General features: G+C 62.2%; 19 protein-coding genes. 11 read left to right on the plus strand and 8 right to left on the minus strand.

All coding sequences use genetic code 11. The annotated features are described in order from the left end of the window. Nucleotide 1: 1 nt before the first annotated feature. Genes AC0L17_RS30535 through AC0L17_RS30545 form a run of 3 tightly spaced genes read left to right on the plus strand, consistent with a single transcriptional unit; the run spans nt 2 to nt 5413 of the window. Entirely contained in the window at nt 2-1132 is a 1131-nt protein-coding gene (locus tag AC0L17_RS30535) for an efflux RND transporter periplasmic adaptor subunit (protein WP_473518495.1), read from the plus strand. Further along, the gene (locus tag AC0L17_RS30540) at nt 1129-4179 is read left to right on the plus strand and encodes an efflux RND transporter permease subunit (protein ID WP_473518496.1); all 3051 of its coding nucleotides are present in this window, start codon (nt 1129-1131) and stop codon (nt 4177-4179) included. The genes AC0L17_RS30535 and AC0L17_RS30540 overlap by 4 nt, the downstream gene beginning before the upstream one ends. Then, nucleotides 4163-5413 (plus strand): alpha/beta hydrolase, encoded by a 1251-nt coding sequence (locus tag AC0L17_RS30545; protein WP_473518497.1) that lies wholly within the window; start codon nt 4163-4165, stop codon nt 5411-5413. Before AC0L17_RS30540 ends, AC0L17_RS30545 begins: the two co-directional genes overlap by 17 nt. Nucleotides 5414-5454: 41 nt before the next feature. On the opposite strand, the gene AC0L17_RS30550 is transcribed toward AC0L17_RS30545, so the two are convergent. Both AC0L17_RS30550 and AC0L17_RS30555 read right to left on the minus strand, forming a co-directional pair. Then, nucleotides 5455-6615: an alpha/beta hydrolase gene (locus tag AC0L17_RS30550; RefSeq protein WP_473518498.1), complete on the minus strand. Its 1161-nt coding sequence runs from the start codon at nt 6613-6615 to the stop codon at nt 5455-5457. A 1-nt stretch (nt 6616) separates the two neighbouring features. Next, nucleotides 6617-7684 (minus strand): alpha/beta hydrolase, encoded by a 1068-nt coding sequence (locus AC0L17_RS30555; RefSeq protein ID WP_473518499.1) that lies wholly within the window; start codon nt 7682-7684, stop codon nt 6617-6619. Nucleotides 7685-7906: 222 nt separating this feature from the next. Between AC0L17_RS30555 and ilvA the strand changes: the two genes are divergently transcribed. Next, complete coding sequence (ilvA, locus tag AC0L17_RS30560) at nt 7907-9163, plus strand: threonine ammonia-lyase IlvA (RefSeq protein ID WP_473518500.1); 1257 nt, start codon at nt 7907-7909, stop codon at nt 9161-9163. Beyond that, the gene (locus AC0L17_RS30565) at nt 9160-9720 is read left to right on the plus strand and encodes a DUF1697 domain-containing protein (RefSeq protein WP_473518501.1); all 561 of its coding nucleotides are present in this window, start codon (nt 9160-9162) and stop codon (nt 9718-9720) included. The genes ilvA and AC0L17_RS30565 overlap by 4 nt, the downstream gene beginning before the upstream one ends. Before the next feature lie 4 nt (nt 9721-9724). Here AC0L17_RS30565 and AC0L17_RS30570 read toward each other — a convergent pair whose 3' ends face one another. Further along, on the minus strand, nt 9725-10018 hold the full coding sequence (locus AC0L17_RS30570) for a DUF2218 domain-containing protein (protein WP_473518502.1): 294 nt from the start codon (nt 10016-10018) through the stop codon (nt 9725-9727). 27 nt (nt 10019-10045) lie between these two features. Continuing rightward, nucleotides 10046-10486 carry a lactoylglutathione lyase gene (gene gloA, locus AC0L17_RS30575; RefSeq protein ID WP_473518503.1) on the minus strand — a complete coding sequence of 147 codons (441 nt, stop codon included), beginning with the start codon at nt 10484-10486 and terminating at the stop codon, nt 10046-10048. A 239-nt stretch (nt 10487-10725) separates the two neighbouring features. Here gloA and AC0L17_RS30580 point away from each other — a divergent pair, with 239 nt between their 5' ends. The 3 genes from AC0L17_RS30580 to AC0L17_RS30590 all read left to right on the plus strand — a co-directional run bounded on the left by AC0L17_RS30580 (nt 10726) and on the right by AC0L17_RS30590 (nt 12856). Beyond that, nucleotides 10726-11301, plus strand: a complete 576-nt coding sequence (locus AC0L17_RS30580; protein ID WP_329608822.1) for a cold-shock protein — start codon at nt 10726-10728, stop codon at nt 11299-11301. 254 nt (nt 11302-11555) lie between these two features. Then, nucleotides 11556-12068: a DUF192 domain-containing protein gene (locus AC0L17_RS30585; RefSeq protein WP_473507566.1), complete on the plus strand. Its 513-nt coding sequence runs from the start codon at nt 11556-11558 to the stop codon at nt 12066-12068. A gap of 20 nt (nt 12069-12088) precedes the next feature. Then, on the plus strand, nt 12089-12856 hold the full coding sequence (locus AC0L17_RS30590; protein WP_473518504.1) for an alpha/beta fold hydrolase: 768 nt from the start codon (nt 12089-12091) through the stop codon (nt 12854-12856). 170 nt (nt 12857-13026) lie between these two features. Here the strand turns inward: AC0L17_RS30590 and AC0L17_RS30595 are convergent, their stop codons facing one another. Further along, a complete protein-coding gene (locus tag AC0L17_RS30595; protein ID WP_473518505.1) occupies nt 13027-13626 on the minus strand; it encodes an HD domain-containing protein in 600 nt (199 codons plus the stop codon). A gap of 152 nt (nt 13627-13778) precedes the next feature. On the opposite strand from AC0L17_RS30595, the gene cysE reads away from it, so the two are divergent. Both cysE and AC0L17_RS30605 read left to right on the plus strand, forming a co-directional pair. After that, nucleotides 13779-14627 (plus strand): serine O-acetyltransferase, encoded by an 849-nt coding sequence (gene cysE, locus AC0L17_RS30600; RefSeq protein WP_027156043.1) that lies wholly within the window; start codon nt 13779-13781, stop codon nt 14625-14627. A 197-nt stretch (nt 14628-14824) separates the two neighbouring features. Further along, nucleotides 14825-15028, plus strand: coding sequence for a DUF3126 family protein (locus tag AC0L17_RS30605; RefSeq protein ID WP_013531334.1), 204 nt, complete (start codon nt 14825-14827; stop codon nt 15026-15028). Nucleotides 15029-15243: 215 nt separating this feature from the next. Here AC0L17_RS30605 and AC0L17_RS30610 read toward each other — a convergent pair whose 3' ends face one another. Next, on the minus strand, nt 15244-15975 hold the full coding sequence (locus tag AC0L17_RS30610) for a hypothetical protein (RefSeq protein WP_473518506.1): 732 nt from the start codon (nt 15973-15975) through the stop codon (nt 15244-15246). Between the two features lie 290 nt (nt 15976-16265). Here AC0L17_RS30610 and AC0L17_RS30615 point away from each other — a divergent pair, with 290 nt between their 5' ends. After that, nucleotides 16266-16793: a gamma carbonic anhydrase family protein gene (locus AC0L17_RS30615; protein WP_473518507.1), complete on the plus strand. Its 528-nt coding sequence runs from the start codon at nt 16266-16268 to the stop codon at nt 16791-16793. A gap of 54 nt (nt 16794-16847) precedes the next feature. On the opposite strand, the gene AC0L17_RS30620 is transcribed toward AC0L17_RS30615, so the two are convergent. Together AC0L17_RS30620 and AC0L17_RS30625 are read right to left on the minus strand one after the other, a co-directional pair. Then, nucleotides 16848-17066 carry a hypothetical protein gene (locus AC0L17_RS30620; RefSeq protein WP_473518508.1) on the minus strand — a complete coding sequence of 73 codons (219 nt, stop codon included), beginning with the start codon at nt 17064-17066 and terminating at the stop codon, nt 16848-16850. Between the two features lie 2 nt (nt 17067-17068). Next, entirely contained in the window at nt 17069-17473 is a 405-nt protein-coding gene (locus AC0L17_RS30625) for a hypothetical protein (protein WP_473518509.1), read from the minus strand. Nucleotides 17474-17482: the final 9 nt, after the last annotated feature.

Here is a 17482-nt window from a genome sequence, read left to right on the forward strand (position 1 = left end):
CATGACCAGCTTCCGTTCACGCATCTCAAGCCGGTTCGTTCAGGTGATAACGATCCTTGTCTTGCTTCAGGCCGTTCTGGTGCTGTTGCTTCTTTCGGGCTGCGACCAAAGCCCAGCCGCGAAAGCGGCCCCGCCACGACCGGTCAACATCGTCACGGCGAAACCGGAGCAGCCCGCTGTTTTGGGTTTCGCCGGCGTCGTGCAGGCGCGGGTTGAAACAGATCTGGCATTCCGGGCATTGGGCCGCGTCATATCGCGCAGCGTCGAGGTCGGCGATCTGGTGCACAGGGGCGATGTTGTGGCCGAGCTCGATCCTCTGGCGCTGCAGCTTGCTGTGACGAGCGCCGAGGCTGATCTGCGCAATGCCCAGGCGCAGCTCGAGAACGCCACAGCCACCGAAAAGCGCAAGCGCAATCTCGCGTCTGCAAATACCGGCAGCGTTGCCGATTCCGAAGTTGCGGAGCAGGGCCTCAAGTCGGCCGAGGCGGATGTGGGACAGGCGCAGGCTCGTCTCGACAAGGCACGCGAGCAGCTTGGATATTCGCGGTTGAAAGCCGAATTCGACGGCGTGGTGACCGCCACTTCGGTCCAGGTCGGGCAGACGGTCACGGCCGGTCAGACGGTCCTGAGGTTAGCCGGCCTGGATCGGCGTGATGTTGTGGTCGATGTGCCCGAAGCCCAGATCGGTTCACTACGCCCTGGGACGCGCTTCGACATCGCTCTTCAGCTAGACGACACGGTTCGGGCGGCGGGCGTTCTGCGAGAGATCGGCCCGGAAGCCGACGCCAATACCCGCACCCACAGGTTGAAGATCGCCTTGAACGAGGCACCCGAGGTTTTCCGTCTCGGCTCCGTCGTCACGGCGACGGCGGCAAGCGAAGCGACGACCAGCGCGATCGTGCTGCCGGCCTCCGCAATCCTTGAGCGGGATGGCGCCGACCATGTCTGGGTGATCGATCGGTCCAAACTCACGATCTCCCTGAGATCGGTCCGGCTCGAAGCCCGGCCCGCCGGTGCTGCTCGTGTCCGGGTCCTGTCGGGGCTGCAGAACGGAGAAGAAGTTGCCGTCGCCGGCGCCAATGAACTCGCGGACGGCCAAAGCATAAGGCCTGCACAGGAGCTGCCCCAGTGAACAAGTTCAACCTTTCCGACTGGGCGCTCGAGCATCGCTCCCTCGTCTGGTATTTCATGATCGCCTTTGCCTTGGCGGGGATCTTTGCCTATGTCGGGCTCGGCCGCGAGGAAGATCCATCCTTCACCATCAAGACCATGGTGATCCAGGCGCAATGGCCGGGTGCATCAGCACAGGAAGTCACGCAGCAGGTCAGCGACCGTATCGAAAAGAAGCTGCAGGAACTCGAATCCGTCGAGCATACCCGCAGCCTGACCACGGCCGGCCAGACGATCGTCTTCGTCGATCTCCTGCCATCGACAAAAGCCCGGGATGTCGAGCCGACCTGGCTGCGCGTCCGCAACATGATCGCCGATATCCAGGCCGATTTTCCTTCGGGTGTCGTCGGGCCTTTTTTCAACGACCGCTTCGGCGATGTCTACGGCAACATCTTCGCCTTCACCGGCGATGGGCTGAGCCAGAGGCAATTGCGCGATCTCGTCGAGGGTGCCCGCACCAAGGTTCTGGCGGTTCCGGATGTCGGCAAGGTCGAGATCGCAGGGGCGCAGGATGAAGCGATCTTTCTCGAATTCTCGACCCGCAAGATCGCTGCCCTCGGCATCGACCGGTCTTCGATCATTTCCACGCTTCAGGCGCAGAACGCCGTCACCCAGTCAGGCTTCATCGAGGCGGGACCCGAACGTATCGCGCTGCGTGTCGGCGGCCGCTTCATCTCCGAGGAGAGCCTGCGAGCGATCAATCTGCGGGTCAACGACAGGTTCTTTCCGCTGACCGACGTCGCAACCATCACCCGCGGCTATGTCGATCCGCCGACCTCGCTGTTTCGCTTCAACGGCAAGCCGGCGATCGCTCTGACCGTCGGCATGAAGGCCGGCGGCAATCTGGTCGACTTCGGCAAGGCGCTGGAAAAGATGATCGCCGAAATTACCGGGGAACTTCCGGTCGGCGCGTCGGTAGAGCGGGTGTCCGACCAGCCGGCAGTCGTCGATGAGGCAGTATCGAGCTTCACGCATGCCTTGTTCGAAGCGATTGCCATCGTGCTTGCCATCAGCTTCGTCAGTCTCGGCATGAGGGCCGGACTGGTGGTGGCGATTTCAATTCCGCTGGTTCTCGCCATTACCTTCCTGGTGATGCAATACACAGGCATTTCGCTGCAGCGAATCTCGCTGGGGGCGCTGATCATCGCCCTTGGTCTTCTCGTCGACGACGCCATGATCGCCGTTGAGATGATGGTCGCCCGGCTCGAGGTCGGCGACAGTCTCGAAAAAGCCGCCACCCACGTCTACACCTCGACCGCCTTTCCAATGCTGACCGGCACGCTTGTCACTGTCGCGAGCTTCATTCCGGTCGGCTTCAACAGCAGCAGCGCGGGCGAGTTCGTCTTCTCGCTTTTCGTCGTCATTGCCGTGTCGCTCATCGTTTCCTGGGTGGTCGCGGTTCTGTTCACGCCGTTGCTCGGCGTGACGATACTGCCGAAAACGATGAAAAAGCATGCGGATCACAAGGGCTGGTTTGCAGCCGGCTTCGCCCGCATTCTGCATTTTTGCCTGCGCTGGCGATGGGTGACGATCGCTGTGACGGTCGCTGTCTTCGCCTTGTCGGTTGCAGGCATGTCGCTGGTCCAGCAACAGTTCTTCCCCAGTTCCGACCGGCCGGAACTGATTGTCGACTGGAACCTTCCGCATAACAGCTCGATCAGCGAAACCAGCCGGCAGATGGCACGGTTCGAACAGGAGAAGCTCGCCGGCAATCCCGACATCGATCATTGGTCGACCTATGTCGGAACGGGCGCACCGCGCTTCATCCTCTCTTTCGATCCACAGCCCAACGACATCACCTTCGGGCAGACCATCATTGTGACCAAGGGACTGGACGTCCGCGACAAGCTTAGAAAGGACTTGCAAGACTACCTGCATCAGACGTTTCCGGGCACCGACGCCTTCGTGAAACTGCTCGATATCGGTCCTCCGGTCGGCAAGCCGGTTCAATATCGGGTGTCGGGTCCGGATATCCAGACGGTTCGCGATCTGGCGGGCAAGCTGGGCCCGATCGTCGGTACCCAATCATCGCTGACCAATCTTGCCTTCGACTGGAACGAGCCGGCGCGCGTGGTGAAGATCGACGTCTTGCAGGACAAGGCGCGGCAGTTGGGCGTTTCCTCGGAGGATATTGCCACGGCGCTGAACAGCATCGTCGAGGGAGCAACCGCGACGCAGGTCAGGGATGACATCTATCTCGTCAACGTGATCGGCCGTGCCGAAGCAGAGGAGCGTGGATCCGTCGACACCTTGCTCGATCTTCAACTCTCGAGCAGCAGTGGCAAGGTCATCCCGCTGTCATCCGTGGCGACGTTCCGCTACGAACTCGAACAGCCGACGATCTGGCGGCGCGACCGGATCCCGACCATCACGATCAAGGCCGGCATCAAGGATGCGACGCAGCCGGCAACTATTGTGGCAGCACTTGCCGAAAAGGTCGAGGCGTTCAAGACGACATTGCCGGCCGGATACTCCGTCGCGGTCGGCGGGTCTGTGGAGGAAAGCGCCAAGTCGCAAGGCCCTATCCTTGCGGTGGCTCCGCTTATGCTGTTTGCCATGGCAACGCTGCTTATGATCCAACTGCAGAGCTTCCACCGGCTGTTCCTCGTCTTCTCCGTCGCGCCGCTTGCATTGATCGGCGTTGTCGCAGCGCTGCTGCTCAGCAACGCGCCGCTCGGCTTCGTTGCCCTTTTGGGTGTGCTGGCCCTCATCGGCATTCTCATCCGCAATTCGGTCATCCTGGTCGTGCAAATCGAGGAATTGCGTGGGTCTGGAATGTCTCCATGGAAAGCGGTCGTGGAGGCAACGGAGCACCGCATGAGGCCGATCATGCTGACAGCCGCAGCCGCCACGCTTGCCTTGATCCCGATATCGCGGCAGATCTTCTGGGGTCCGATGGCTTATTCAATGATGGGCGGCATCATCGTCGGGACAGTGCTGACCCTGCTCTTTCTGCCTTCGCTCTATGTCGTCTGGTTCCGGATTCGACCTGATGCCGAGGAGGCATGACGTGACGGCATTTCGCTGCTGGTGCCGTGCATTGCTTTTGCCGGCACTTGTCCTGTGCGTCCTGGCTGGCTGCGCGACGCGGCCACAGAGCGTGCTCAGGCCGCTTGCGCTCGCCCCCGGCGGCGATGCCGCTCAGGTCGACATGCTGGTCGCGACGACCCGCAAGCCGGTCGAGGATCCCGGGCGGCTCTATTCTGGCGACAGAGGAACGGCGATCTCATTGAACAGCATCGTTGTCTCCATTCCTCCAGATCGAATTCGCAAAGTCGGCGAGGTCCAGTGGCCCTCGCACGTGCCGGCGAATCCCGAGAAGGATTTTGCGGTCCTGAAGGTCGGCAAAGTCGCATCGGAACAGAATGTCCTGCGGTGGTTTCGCAAGAACCGCAACGCCAAACGGCAGGCCGTCATCTTCGTCCACGGTTTCAACAGCAGCTATTCTGATGCGGTCTTCCGCTTTGCTCAGATCGTTCATGATTCCGGAACGGATGCAGCGCCTATACTGTTCACCTGGCCTTCGCGCGCCAGCGTGTCCGGCTATCTCTACGACAAGGACAGCACAAACTATTCGCGTCGGGCTTTGGAAGACATGATCCTTCAGGCCGCCGAAAGCCCCGACGTCGGCGAAGTCACGATACTCGCCCATTCTATGGGAGCCTGGCTTACGGCGGAGGCGCTGCGTGGCGTCGGCATGCGCAACGGGACAATTCCAGCCAAAATCAACAATGTCATCCTGGCGTCACCGGACATCGATGTGGACGTGTTTCGTCGACAGGTCATCGAGATGGGGCCAAAGCTGCCGCATTTCACGATCTTCACCTCGACTGAGGACAAGGCGCTAGGGATTTCACGATTGATCTCGGGCGGCGTCAATCGCGTCGGAGCTCTCAGCGACGCCGATCTCGCTCCTCACTCGGCCGATCTCAAGCGGCTCGGCATCACCGTGATCAACACGAGCGCTGTCGATCCACGCGATCCGCTCGGTCATAATGCGTTTGCGGACAGCCCCGAAATGATTCGTCTTCTCGGGCGCGGCTTGGCCGGCCAGTCTTTGGAAGCAGGGCAGGCCACCTTCGCAGGTCAGGTCAGGATGGCGGCAACCAGGACGGCTGGTCTCGCTGGTTCCGCGGCGCGAGCGGCAGTTGTGGCTCCAATGTCGGTAATGAGCGGCGAACGGGTTTTCAAACGCGACCCTTACAGTGAAGCAGAGATTGTGGATGGCGCGATATCCTACTGAGCCGGCAAGCCCGCCACAGCTTGGGCCGCGTTGTCCACTCCTCATCCGCCGGTGGCGATGGTCAGCACCTTGAACGGCGTGGTGATGACGATCTCGGCGACGGAGCCGACGGCCTTGCCGATGCCCTGGCCGAGATTGTCGATCGGCCGCGCCGGATCGACCTCGTCTGATGCCAGGCCGGCCGGGGCGCGCAGCCGGTCGCCGAGCAGTTGCACCAGGAACGGGTTGTCAGCGAATTTGGCGTGGTTCAGGCGGTCGCCGCCTTTGGTCTTGCTCAGGTCGACCACCGACACGCCATAGCTGGCGAGGTCGGCCGCGTCGCCATAGTCGCCGACGCGCGGCTTGTCTCCGGAGATCAGCGAGGACAGCCTCAGGGCGCGATCGTCGCCCGAAAGCAGGATGGCGAAAGGCTTGTCGGGCTTGCCGTAACGGATCATCTGCTTCTTGAACACATCGACATCGATGTCGGGCGAGGCCAGGATGACATAGCCGAGCTTGTCGCCGAGATCACGGTCGCCGGTGATGGCAAGCTGGCGCAGCGCCTCCATCGTCACCCAGGTGCCCATCGAATGAGCGATGATGTCGATGCTCTTGGCCTTCGTCTTGGCCAGCATCCGCAACGTCTCTTCGAGATCGTCGCGCGCCGCGTTGGCGCTTTCCTTGTCGTAGATATAGCCCGTGGTCTTGCCGCTCGACGCCCATGAGAACAGCACCGGCGTGCCGGAGTATTTGGTATCGTGCGCGATCTGCGTCAGCCGGTAGATGCCGTCGTCGAAACCGTTGTTGAAGCCGTGCACGAAAACCAGAGCGCGGTCGCCGCGCATGGCGATGTCGGCGCCGACCGCCTTGGCGAATTGCGGGGCGCCTTCGTAGAATTCGACCTCGGTTGCCGTGAAGTCCTTCGCCGGGTTGCTGTTGGCGGAGCCCCTGACCCGCTCGATGGCGCCGACCTCATGGGTTTTCGGGACGGTGACTTCGACACTGGCAAAACTGGTGGTCGGTGATCGGTCACCGTCGAACACCTGGCGGGGGTCCTTCGTCGCCTTTTTTCGGGTGGTGGCGACGAAGATCTCATGCGTGGCGGCGATGTCGGAGGCAGGCACCGTCACGGTCGTCGTGTTGAGAAGGTCGTGTGTCTTGCGGCCGGCGCAGCCGGTCACGGCGAGCGCAAACGCTACGACGAGAAAAGTCTTCGAACGCACCTCACTGCCCGAGCAGGCTGATGCGGTCGGTCACCTCGCGGTCGCTGGCAAATCCGTCATCCTCGCGCAGCCGCTGGCCGATCATCTTCACCAGCTCGGGGTTGTCGGCAAATTTGGTGTGGTTGAAGCGATCCGATCCCTTGACGCTGGAGAGATCGACGACGCTCACGCCATAGTCGGCGAGGTCGGCGGCGTCCTTGTAATCGCCGACGCGCGGCCGCGAGCCGGCGATCAGGCCGGAGAGCCGCAGCGCCCGGTCGTCGTCGGACAGTAGAAGGATGAATGGCTTGTTCGGCTTGCCGTAGCGGCGCATCTGGCTCTTGAACACGTCGACATCGATGTCGGGCGAGGCCAGCACGACGTCGCCGAGCTTGCCGCTGAGATCGCGGTCGCCATTGATGGCGAGCTGGCGCAGCGCTTCCATGGTAACCCAGGTCCCCAGCGAATGGGCGACGATGTCGATGCGCCGCGAGCCGGTCTGCGAGAGCATTCTCAGCGTGACTTCCAGTTGGTCGCGGGCAGCACTGGCGCTTTCCCTGTCATAGACATAGTCCCGGGTCTTGGCGCCCGAGGCCCAGGAAAACAGCACCGGCGTGCCCGGGTAGCCGGAATCATGGGCGATCTGGGTGACGCGGTAGACGGCAGCGTCGAAGCCGGTGTTGTAGCCATGGACGAAAAGCATGACGCGGCCGCCGCGCGCGGCGATGTCGGCACTGAGCGCGTTGGAGAATTTCGGCGCGGTGTCGTAGCCGACGACGTCGGAGGCCATGAAATATTTGGCCGGGTCGTTCGACTTGCCGCGTGAGCGCCGCTCGATCTGACCGGCTTCGTGGGTTCCCGGCACGGTGACGTTGACGCGGGCATAGTTCAGCGTGGCCGAGCGCTCGCGGTCGAAAACCTTGCTGGGATCGTCGGAGCGCTTGCGCGTCGTGGCGATGAAGATGCTGTGGTTGCCGGCGATATCGGTCACCGGCGCCGACACCATGGCGCTGCCGAGCAGTTCCTCGGTCTGCCGGCCGCCACAGCCGGCAACGAGCAAGGCAAGGACAAGGATACAAATCTTCTTCAACTCTAGAATTCCACTCCGGCCGAAAGGCTTGATCCAACCTCCGCGACCCCTCCCGGACAGCCGAAGTGCGGCAGAAGTAAGTCGTTTCTTGCCGAAATGCGCTCAGCGGCTTGCGACAGTCGTCGCACTGTTGCGCGAAAGCCAGAACGATTGCCCTGATCAAACACGTACGGCGTGTGCTAGCTTCGCGAACACCACAGACGATCCGGGGTAATTTTTTCGATGACCAGTTTCTCTTCCCGCGTCGCGGTCGCCGCTGCCGCGATCCGCCGGATCTTCCCGGAAACACCGCTGCAGGAAAACGACTATCTGTCGAAGAAGACCGGCGCGCGCGTGCTGCTGAAGCGCGAGGATCTGTCGCCGGTGCGCTCCTACAAGATCAGGGGCGCCTTCAATTTCTTCCGCAAGTCGCTCGCCGCCGGCAACGATGCCGAGCTGTTCGTCTGCGCTTCCGCCGGCAACCATGCCCAGGGCTTTGCCTTCGTCTGCCGTCATTTCGGCAAGCGAGGCGTGGTGTTCATGCCGGTGACGACGCCGCAGCAGAAGATCGACAAGACGCGGCTGTTCGGCGGCGAATTCGTCGAGATCAGGCTGGTCGGCGACTTTTTCGACGACTGCTACCGCGCCGCCTCCGAATTCACCGAAAGCGCCGGCGCGCACATGGTGCCGCCGTTCGACCACAAGGACATCATCGAGGGGCAGGCGACGGTCGCCTACGAGATATCAGGCCAGATGCCGGGCGCGCGCATGCCAGACATCATCATCCTGCCGGTCGGCGGCGGTGGCCTGGCTGCGGGTGTGACGCATTATTTCGCCGACCAGCGCCGCGACACGCGCTTCGTCTTCTGCGAGCCGGCCGGCGCGCCAAGCCTGCGCGAGAGCCTCGCCACCGGCAAGCGCATCAAGCTTGCCAGGGTCGACAATTTCGTCGATGGCGCGGCGGTGGCCGAGATCGGCCGCGAGCCGTTGCGGCATCTCAGGGACTTTGCCACCGAGGCCGTGCGGCTGATCCCGGAAAACCGGCTTTGCGCGACCATGATCGAGATGCTGAACGTCGAAGGCGTGGTGCTGGAGCCGGCCGGCGCACTGGCGATTGACGCGCTGAAGGATTTTTCGAAGAAGGAAATCAGGGGCAAGACCATCGTCGCGGTGGTTTCGGGCGGCAATTTCGATTTTGAGCGGCTGCCGGACGTGAAGGAAAGGGCGCTGCGTTTCGAGGGGCTGAAGAAGTATTTCATCATCCGCTTTCCGCAGCGGCCGGGCGCGCTGCGCGACTTCCTCGAATTGCTCGGTCCCGACGACGACATTGCCCGCTTCGAATATCTGAAGAAATCGGCGCGCAATTTCGGCTCGGTGCTGATCGGCATCGAAACCAAGGACCGCCGCAATTTCGAGCTGCTCAACGCCAATTTCGAGGCCGAGGGCGTCCAGTATCAGGACATCACCGACAACGAGACGCTGGCCGGGTTCATCATATGAGCGCCCGGGCGGAGATTTTCGTTGCGTTGTTTTCCGGCATCAATGTCGGCGGCAACCGCATCGTCAAGATGGCGGAGTTGCGGTCGTTCTTCGAGCAGCTCGGCTTTGGCGACGTCGCCAGCTATGTGCAGAGCGGCAATGTCGTGTTCCGTTCGGCAAAGGGCGATGCGGCCACGCTGACCAAAAAGATGGAAACGGCCTTCGAGAAGAAATGGGGACTTCACTCGCGCATCATGGTGCGCGATCTCGGCTGGTTCGAGCGGCTGGTGGCGGAAAATCCCTATCCGGAAGTCGCCGGCGAGCCGACGAAGCTTCACGCCTATGTGCTGGAGCGCCCGCCGACCGCCGACGAGGTCGCGCAGCTGGCCGAAAAATGCACCGGTCCCGAACGGTTCGAGGTCAGGGGCGACGTGCTTTACCTGCATGCACCGGAAGGCCTCGGCAAATCGGTATTTGCCAACCTCATCCCGCGCACGCTGAAAGTGCCCTGCACCGCGCGCAACTGGCGCACGGTGCTGATGCTGCTGGCGATGGCCGGCCGCAATGGCGGCGCCTAGTCGCCTACGCTGCCGAAGCCATTTTCCAGTCGAAGGTCAGCTCTTCGCGGAAAGCGAAGCGTTTGATGTGGTCGGCGACGACCGTCTCCAGCCGTTCCAGCGAGCCGGCTTCGTCGGCGGCCACCGCGATATGCAGCGCTGCCGGGTCGGCATCGAGAACCGTGCGGCCCAGTGAGAGATCGATCGTGCCGTGGTTCGGATCGAACGCGACGGGAAACTTGTGCGCCCAGTGCTTGCAGAGCTGCTGCAGATAGCGGCTCGCATGTTCAGTGACGACAGTGGCATGGCTGGTCGGCATGAATGGATTCTTCCCTAACTTCGCTGGTTACCAGCTTCCAGTGTTCGGCATCGACGCCCAGGGCTCGGCCTTGGCCTTGGCCGGGCCTTTCTGCAAAAGCTCGATCGAGATGCCGTCCGGCGATTTGACGAAGGCCATGTTGCCGTCGCGCGGCGGCCGGTTGATGGTGACGCCCCTGTCCATCAGCTGTTGGCAGGTGGCGTAGATGTCGTCGACCTCGTAGGCGAGGTGGCCGAAATTGCGGCCGCCCTTGTAGTCTTCCGGATCCCAATTGTAGGTGAGCTCGATCAGCGGCGCCTTGTCGGTGATGCCGCTTTGCTCGTCTTCGTCCGCTGCAAGGAAGATCAGCGTGTAGCGCCCCTGTTCGTTTTCGTGGCGGCGCACTTCCTTGAGGCCAAGCTTGTTGCAGTAGAACTCGAGCGAGGCATCGATGTCGGCGACACGGACCATGGTGTGGAGGTAGCGCATGTGATTTTCCTCGAAATGTTGCTTTGCGGCGGAACATAGGGGTCACCCGGCCAAAGGGCAATTCCCGATAGCCGCTCCTGCCGGCAAACAACAAATCCGGTATTCCCGCAATGAACCGTGAAAAAACGCAGCTCAGGTCTTGCACACACCGGAAACGGAAGTGTTAATCTAACGTCAAGAATCAGTTGCGGTATTCTTGAAAAAAGGGGGGCGTTGTTATGGGGGAAAAAGCCTCTTTCATGGGGCGGGACGGAACCGGTCACGACGCCTTGCAAAGAGACGAGAGCGGCGACACGGCCGGTCTTGTCGAGATTGCTGGCGCTATCAAATGGTTCGACGTGGCCAAGGGTTACGGTTTCATTCTTCCCGATGACGGCTCTTCCGGCGATATTCTCCTCCATGTGACATGCCTTCGAAAAGACGGTTTCCAGACCGCCTTGGAAGGTGCGCGCGTTGTCTGCCTGGTCAAGCAAGGTGAGCGCGGATTGCAGGCGTTCCGCGTGCTCTCCATGGATCTCACCACGGCGACCCATCCGGCGGAGATGCAGGAGCAGCGCACCCACGTCTCGGTGACGCCGGAAAGCGGCCTCGAACGGGCGCTGGTGAAATGGTTCAACCGCACCAAGGGCTTCGGTTTCCTGACCCGGGGCGAGGGCACCGAGGACATTTTCGTCCACATGGAGACGCTGCGCCGTTACGGTATTACCGAGCTCAGGCCGGGGCAGGTCGTGCTGGTCCGCTTCGGGCGCGGCGACAAAGGCCTTATGGCTGCCGAAATTCACCCGGATATGGGTACCTTGCCCGTCTCGCACTAAAGTCCCACCTCGATCGAATCGGGACGCGATCTGGTGCTTTCCGCTTGACCGTGATCTTTTTCGAACCGTAGGTTCGGGATCCTGGTCCAGGTGGTTTGAGATTCAGGTCAGGCCGCGCCGAAAATGGTGGTTTCCGAGAACCGGAGCGGAGCGTACTTTTGGGTACGTGAGCACCGGAAGCACAGGAAACCGCCGTTTGCAGGCCGACCTCACCTGAATTTCAACATACCTAGGACGATGGCCGAGGAGTCTGAATGACTTACAGGAACTGGCTGACAACGGGCGTAGTCTGCGCCGCGATCGCCTTTGTCATCGCCACAGGCGCTTTCTTCCATTCGCAGCAACCGGCTTCGGCAGACAGCCGGGCGATGATCCTTGCCGTCGACCCGCAGCCGCTGGTCGCGGTGACGAACGGCGGCGAACGCTCATTCTCCGTCGAAATCGCCGACACCTCCGCCGAGCGCGAGGCTGGCCTGATGTTTCGCCAGGAGATGGCCGATGACCATGGCATGCTGTTCGTGTTCGAGGAGGCTCGGGATGTCAGCTTCTGGATGAAGAACACGCCGATGCCGCTCGACCTGATCTTTGTCGGTCAGGACGGCAGAATCCGGGCGATCAAGCAAGGCGAGCCGCAATCCGAGGCGATGATCTCGCCCGGCGAGCCGGTTCGCTTCGTGCTCGAGCTCAAGGCGGGCACCGCCGCCAGGAGCGGCATCGAGGACGGCGACCTGTTGCGTCACCCGGCAATCGGCACTGCGCGCAACTGAACGCGCAGGATCCATCGCAGATGCAGTTTTTTTCCCATGACGGTTTTGACCTTGCCTTCCTCGACCGCCAGCCGGCATCGGGGCAGGGCGATCCGGTGCTCATGATCCACGGCTTTGCCTCTACCCATTACGTCAACTGGGTGTCGCCCGGCTGGTTCAAGGCGCTGAACGATGCCGGCTACCGCGCCATCGCCTTCGACAATCGCGGCCACGGCGCCTCGTCGAAGAGCTATCAGGAGTCAGACTATACGCCGGCAAAAATGGCTTCCGACGGGGCAGCGTTGCTGAACCATCTCGGCATCGAACGCGCCCATGTCATGGGCTATTCGATGGGCGCGCGGATATCGGCTTTCCTGGCGCTTTCCGATCCGGACAAGGTGGCCACGCTGGTCTTCGGCGGTCTCGGCGTCGGCATGGTCGACGGCGTCGGCGACTGGGATCCGATCGCCGCCGCCCTTCTGGCCGACGATCCAGATAGCACCAGCCATTCGCGCGGCCGCTCGTTTCGCGCCTTCGCCGACCAGACCCGCAGCGACCGCCGGGCGCTGGCCGCCTGCATTACCACCTCACGGGAATTGCTGGCCGAGGCCGACATTGCGCGCATTGCCCAGCCGACGTTGATTGCCGTCGGCACCAGGGACGATATCGGCGGTTCGCCCGACGAACTGGCCGCCTTGATGCCGAACGCCAGGGCGTTCCACATCGATGGCCGCGACCACATGCTGGCCGTCGGTGACAAGTCCTTCAAGCAGCGGGTGCTGGAGTTTTATGCCGAAAATCCGCTGTGAGTAGTAGGTGCGCCTCTCCCTTCTCCCCTTGTGGGAGAAGGTGTCGCCGAAGGCGACGGATGAGGGTGTTCCAGCTTGACACCGACAGCGCTCCGGCCGGCACCCCTCAACCGTCTTGGCGCTGTGCGCCAATCCACCTTCTCCCACAAGGGGAGAAGGAAGAAGCCAGGTCACGCCCCGAGCGCTTCGAGCGAACGCGCCATGTTTTGCCGAGCCTGAGCCTCGAACCGCTGCCGGAACTCCTCGGTGTGGAAGATGTGCGGGCGGGCGAGGAAGCCCTTCAGGACAGCACTGCGGCCGGCGCGCCACATCGGCTCTTCCACCCAGCCATATTCGCGGCGCACCGCCTGTTCATAGGCGTCGAACGCATCAGGCGGCCCCCCCAGGATCGCAAGGTCCATGTCGAGGAACAGCGCGGCGTCGCGGCCGGCATTTTCGTCGGCAAACTGCGGCAACTCATGCGTGGCGGTGGCTGATATCATCGCGGTGATGCGGCCAAGGCGCTGCGCATCGGTGCGGCCGGCGAGCTTTTTCTCGGCAAGGGCGGCGCTCCTCGCCTCGTTGTCCTTGGCCCGGCTGTCATAGATGGCGTCGTGGAACCAGATCGCCGCCTCGACCGCCTCGGGGTCGTGCAACGATGCCCGATAGTGGCCGGCCAGCGCCAGCATCGCCTCGATATGGGCAAGGCTGTGATAGTGGCGGCCTTCGGCCTCATAGAACGCGGAAAGCTCGCGCTTCAGCGGCTCGTCGATCAAGGCTTGGTTTTCCATGGCCGCTTGAATTTCCGTGAACCAAATCCATTTGACGATGCACTAAAGAAAATTGAGTTCAACCGTGCTATGATCTGGCTTATAGAGCATGTCGCGCAAATGTGCGCAGCGGTTTTGGTGCCAAGCCGGAGACATTAGGCCGGAGACCATTGATGAACAGCGTTACGATTGCCCGCCCGACCATGGTGAAGCCGATCGACCCGATCTGGCGCTCGATCCGCGACGAAGCGATGGAGGCGGTCAACCGCGATCCGCTGCTGGCGGCGTTCCTCTATTCGACCATCCTCAACCAGGAAAGCCTGGAGGAGGCGGTCATCCATCGGCTGGCCGAGCGGCTCGCCCATCAGGATATCGGGTCCGATCTCATCCGCCAGACATTCAAGGCGATGGCAGCCGACGACAACGACTGGTCGTCGACGGTGCGTGTCGACATCCAGGCCTATTACGACCGCGATCCGGCCTGCGACCGCTTCATCATGCCGGTGCTTTATTTCAAGGGTTTTCACGCCATCCAGACGCACCGGCTGGCGCATTGGCTGTGGAACCAGGGCCGCCAGGATTTCGCGCTCTACCTGCAGAGCCGGTCGTCCTCGGTGTTCCAGACCGACATCAACCCGGCCGCCCGCATCGGCAAGGGCATCTTCCTCGACCACGCCACCGGCCTCGTCGTCGGCCAGACGGCGGTGATCGAGGACGACGTGTCGATCCTGCACGGCGTGACGCTGGGCGGCACCGGCAAGGCCGGCGGCGACCGCCATCCAAAAATCCGCTACGGCGTGCTGATCGGCGCCGGCGCCAAGATCCTCGGCAACATCGAAGTCGGCCATTGCTCCAAGATCGCGGCAGGGTCGGTAGTGCTGTCGCCAGTGCCGCACAACAAGACGGTTGCCGGCGTGCCGGCCCGCGTCGTCGGTGAGACCGGCTGCGACCGGCCCTCGCGGCAGATGGACCAGCTTTTGCCGTCGCAATCGATGGACCACGTCGTCAGCTTCGACATCTGAACGCTCGGGCAGGGCCCGTTGCAAAGGCGTCTTTCTCCCCGTCACTATACGGGCAGAAATGCCCCGCAGGGCAATGAGGGGCGGCGCAAACCTCAAGCGATTGCCCTGTCTCTCTCGCCGGCTTGCCTTTACATCGCCATTGTCGACGTGCCAGAAGCGCGCTCAAAACGAGCAAGACCGACGATCGGAGAAGACTTTTGAAGCCGGACGAAATCAGAAAGCTGGACGCCTATTTCAAGCGCGTCTTCCAGAACCCCAAGCTTGAAGTGAAGGCGCGGCCGCGCAAGGATGATTCGGCCGAGGTCTATGTCGGCGACGAATTCCTCGGCATCGTCTTCAAGGACGAGGACGACGGCGACTATAATTTCTCGATGGCGATCCTCGACATCGACCTCGCCTGAGCCGGGAGTAAGTTTGCAAGACGTCGGCGGGACAGCGCCCCCCTCTGTCCTGCCGGACATCTCCCCCACTTGGGGGGAGATTGGCCGTCACCACCGCTTTCGCCAATCTCCACGGTCGCAGGTGTGGCAGAGCGGCGAAGCTGCGATCTCCCCCCTTGTGGGGGAGATGTCCGGCAGGACAGAGGGGGGCGCTGTCCCGCCGACGCTTCACCACCCTAGCGTCCGGCCTTCAGCATACGCGCAGCCTTGGCGGCGATGGCTGCGTCGAGCGCCTGCCAGTCGCCCAGAAATTCCATGGGAAAGCGGTAGGTGAGGCTGAGATTGTCGCCGACCAGAATGTCGCGTTCGCAGGGCGCCAGCGACTGCGCAGCACTTGGGCCGCTCAGGCAGCGGGCCACGAACGGGTCCTTGCCCCGGCGATTGCCGACCGCCAGCACCTCGTTGAAATAGCCCGATTTTTCATTGAAGCCGTAAAGCGTCGTGCCGCCCGGACCGGGCGTGCCGGGCTCAACGATCAGGGCGCTGTAGATCGGCGCGAAGCGGCCGCTCATGTCACGCGACATGACCTGTCGTTCGAACGACAGAAAAATGATGCTCTTGGCTGATCCAGTGTGGTTGAAATCGTCGCGGGCCGCCTCGCTGTAGCCGTCCATTTCGGGATAACGCAGATAGAGGTCGAGGCGCGAGGCGATGCCGTCGCGCCGCGCCTGGTCGAAGCGGATGACATTGGCCGGCACGGCGATGACGTTGTTGCCGATCACCACCTCGTGGACTGTCGTGTCATCGGTGTATCCGGCCATGGCGATCGAGCGGCCCAACCATTTGCCGCCAAGGCTGATCGTCATCGAAAGCACCACCAGCGCCGCGAACACGTAGAACACCCGCTTCATCAGCTTGGAATCGACGATGGTGAGTTGCGGACCATTGGCGGCGGCTGCCTGCTTCATCGCGATCCCCGATTATCGGCAGCCTGTCCCAATGCGTCTGTTCCCTTGGGCTGTCCTTGAGCGACTCATGTGCGTGGCACGGCTCTTGCGGCACGCCTGTCGAAACACGACTGTGCGATTTCATGGTAAATGGAAGGTGAAGATGGGTCCGGTTGGACACACACTCGTTGCTTTTAGTGTTGCCTGACGGCGCTGATCTCTTGCGGTTGCACGGCGACGATCTTTGGCGTTGGGCGTCGTGCTGATCGACATTGCAGATCTTTCAGCCTGAGACGATTCGGAGGAGAAAAATGCCGCTCTATGCGATCGATGGAAAAGCCCCCGGTTTCGAGGACGCCGACAGCAACTGGATCGCGCCCGACGCTACCCTGATCGGCGACATACAGATCGGCCGCAACGCGGGCTTCTGGTTCGGTGTCGTCATCCGCGGCGACGACGAGCCGATCATCATCGGCGCCGATACCAATGTGCAGGAACACACGGTCATGCATACCGATGTCGGTTTTCCCCTGACCATCGGGCAAGGCTGCACGATCGGCCATCGCGCCTTGCTGCATGGCTGCACTATCGGCGACAACAGCCTGATCGGCATGGGCGCCATCGTGCTGAACGGCGCGAAGATCGGCAGGAATTCGCTGGTCGGCGCCGGCGCCCTGATCACCGAAGGCAAGGAATTCCCCGACAATTCGCTGATCATCGGCTCGCCCGCCCGTTTGGTGCGAACACTGGACGATGCCGCGGTGGCAAGCCTGCGCGCTTCGGCCGCCCACTACGTCGCCAACGGCAAGCGCTTCAAGGCGGGGCTGACGAAGACCTGAGGCCAGCCTTGGTCAAATCTTCGGCGATATGGTTCACCGGCATCGTCGCCCAGCTCACCATCCATTGGAGCCGCGCCTGGTCATTGCATCGCGCAGCAACGAAGCGCCGGCTTCAAAGCCGGCATTGTCGGCGTCCTCGAGGGCTGTCGTATAGTCGTCGATGCGGGTTTCGAGCGATGGGTCGGCGCCCGCCGCCAACAGCAGGCGGATGGCATCGACGCTACGGATGGCGACCGCATAGTGAAGCGGCGTCCAGTCGTTTACGCCCCGCATGTTCAGGTCTGCGCCCCATCGATCAGGGTTCGGACTATTTCCAGTCTGTCAGCCCGATCGGCGGAGGGTGCCGCAATGATTGCCGGAAAACCGCCGTGGTGGCGATAGTTCGGGTCCGAGCCCGCATCCAGTAAGATCGAGATGAAAGCGGCGGGGCTCCAATAGATCGCATACTCCAGTGGATGCCCAAGGCCGAGTTCAAAGGGCATCTGCTCGTCGAACCAGCCGGGTGAGCCGCCGAGAGCCACACCGAGGGCCTCGAAGTCGCCCGCCTTGAACGCGTCGTCGATGGCCTTGAACAGGCGGTGGCGCTCGCATCGATCTTCCGGGATTTCCAACATCGCAGCGATCCGGAGGTTGAATTGGCCGCCATATTGCTCCCATCCGCCGCTGCCTGAAAGCCTCATGGCGGGCTG

The organism is Mesorhizobium sp. WSM4829, from assembly GCF_055811475.1.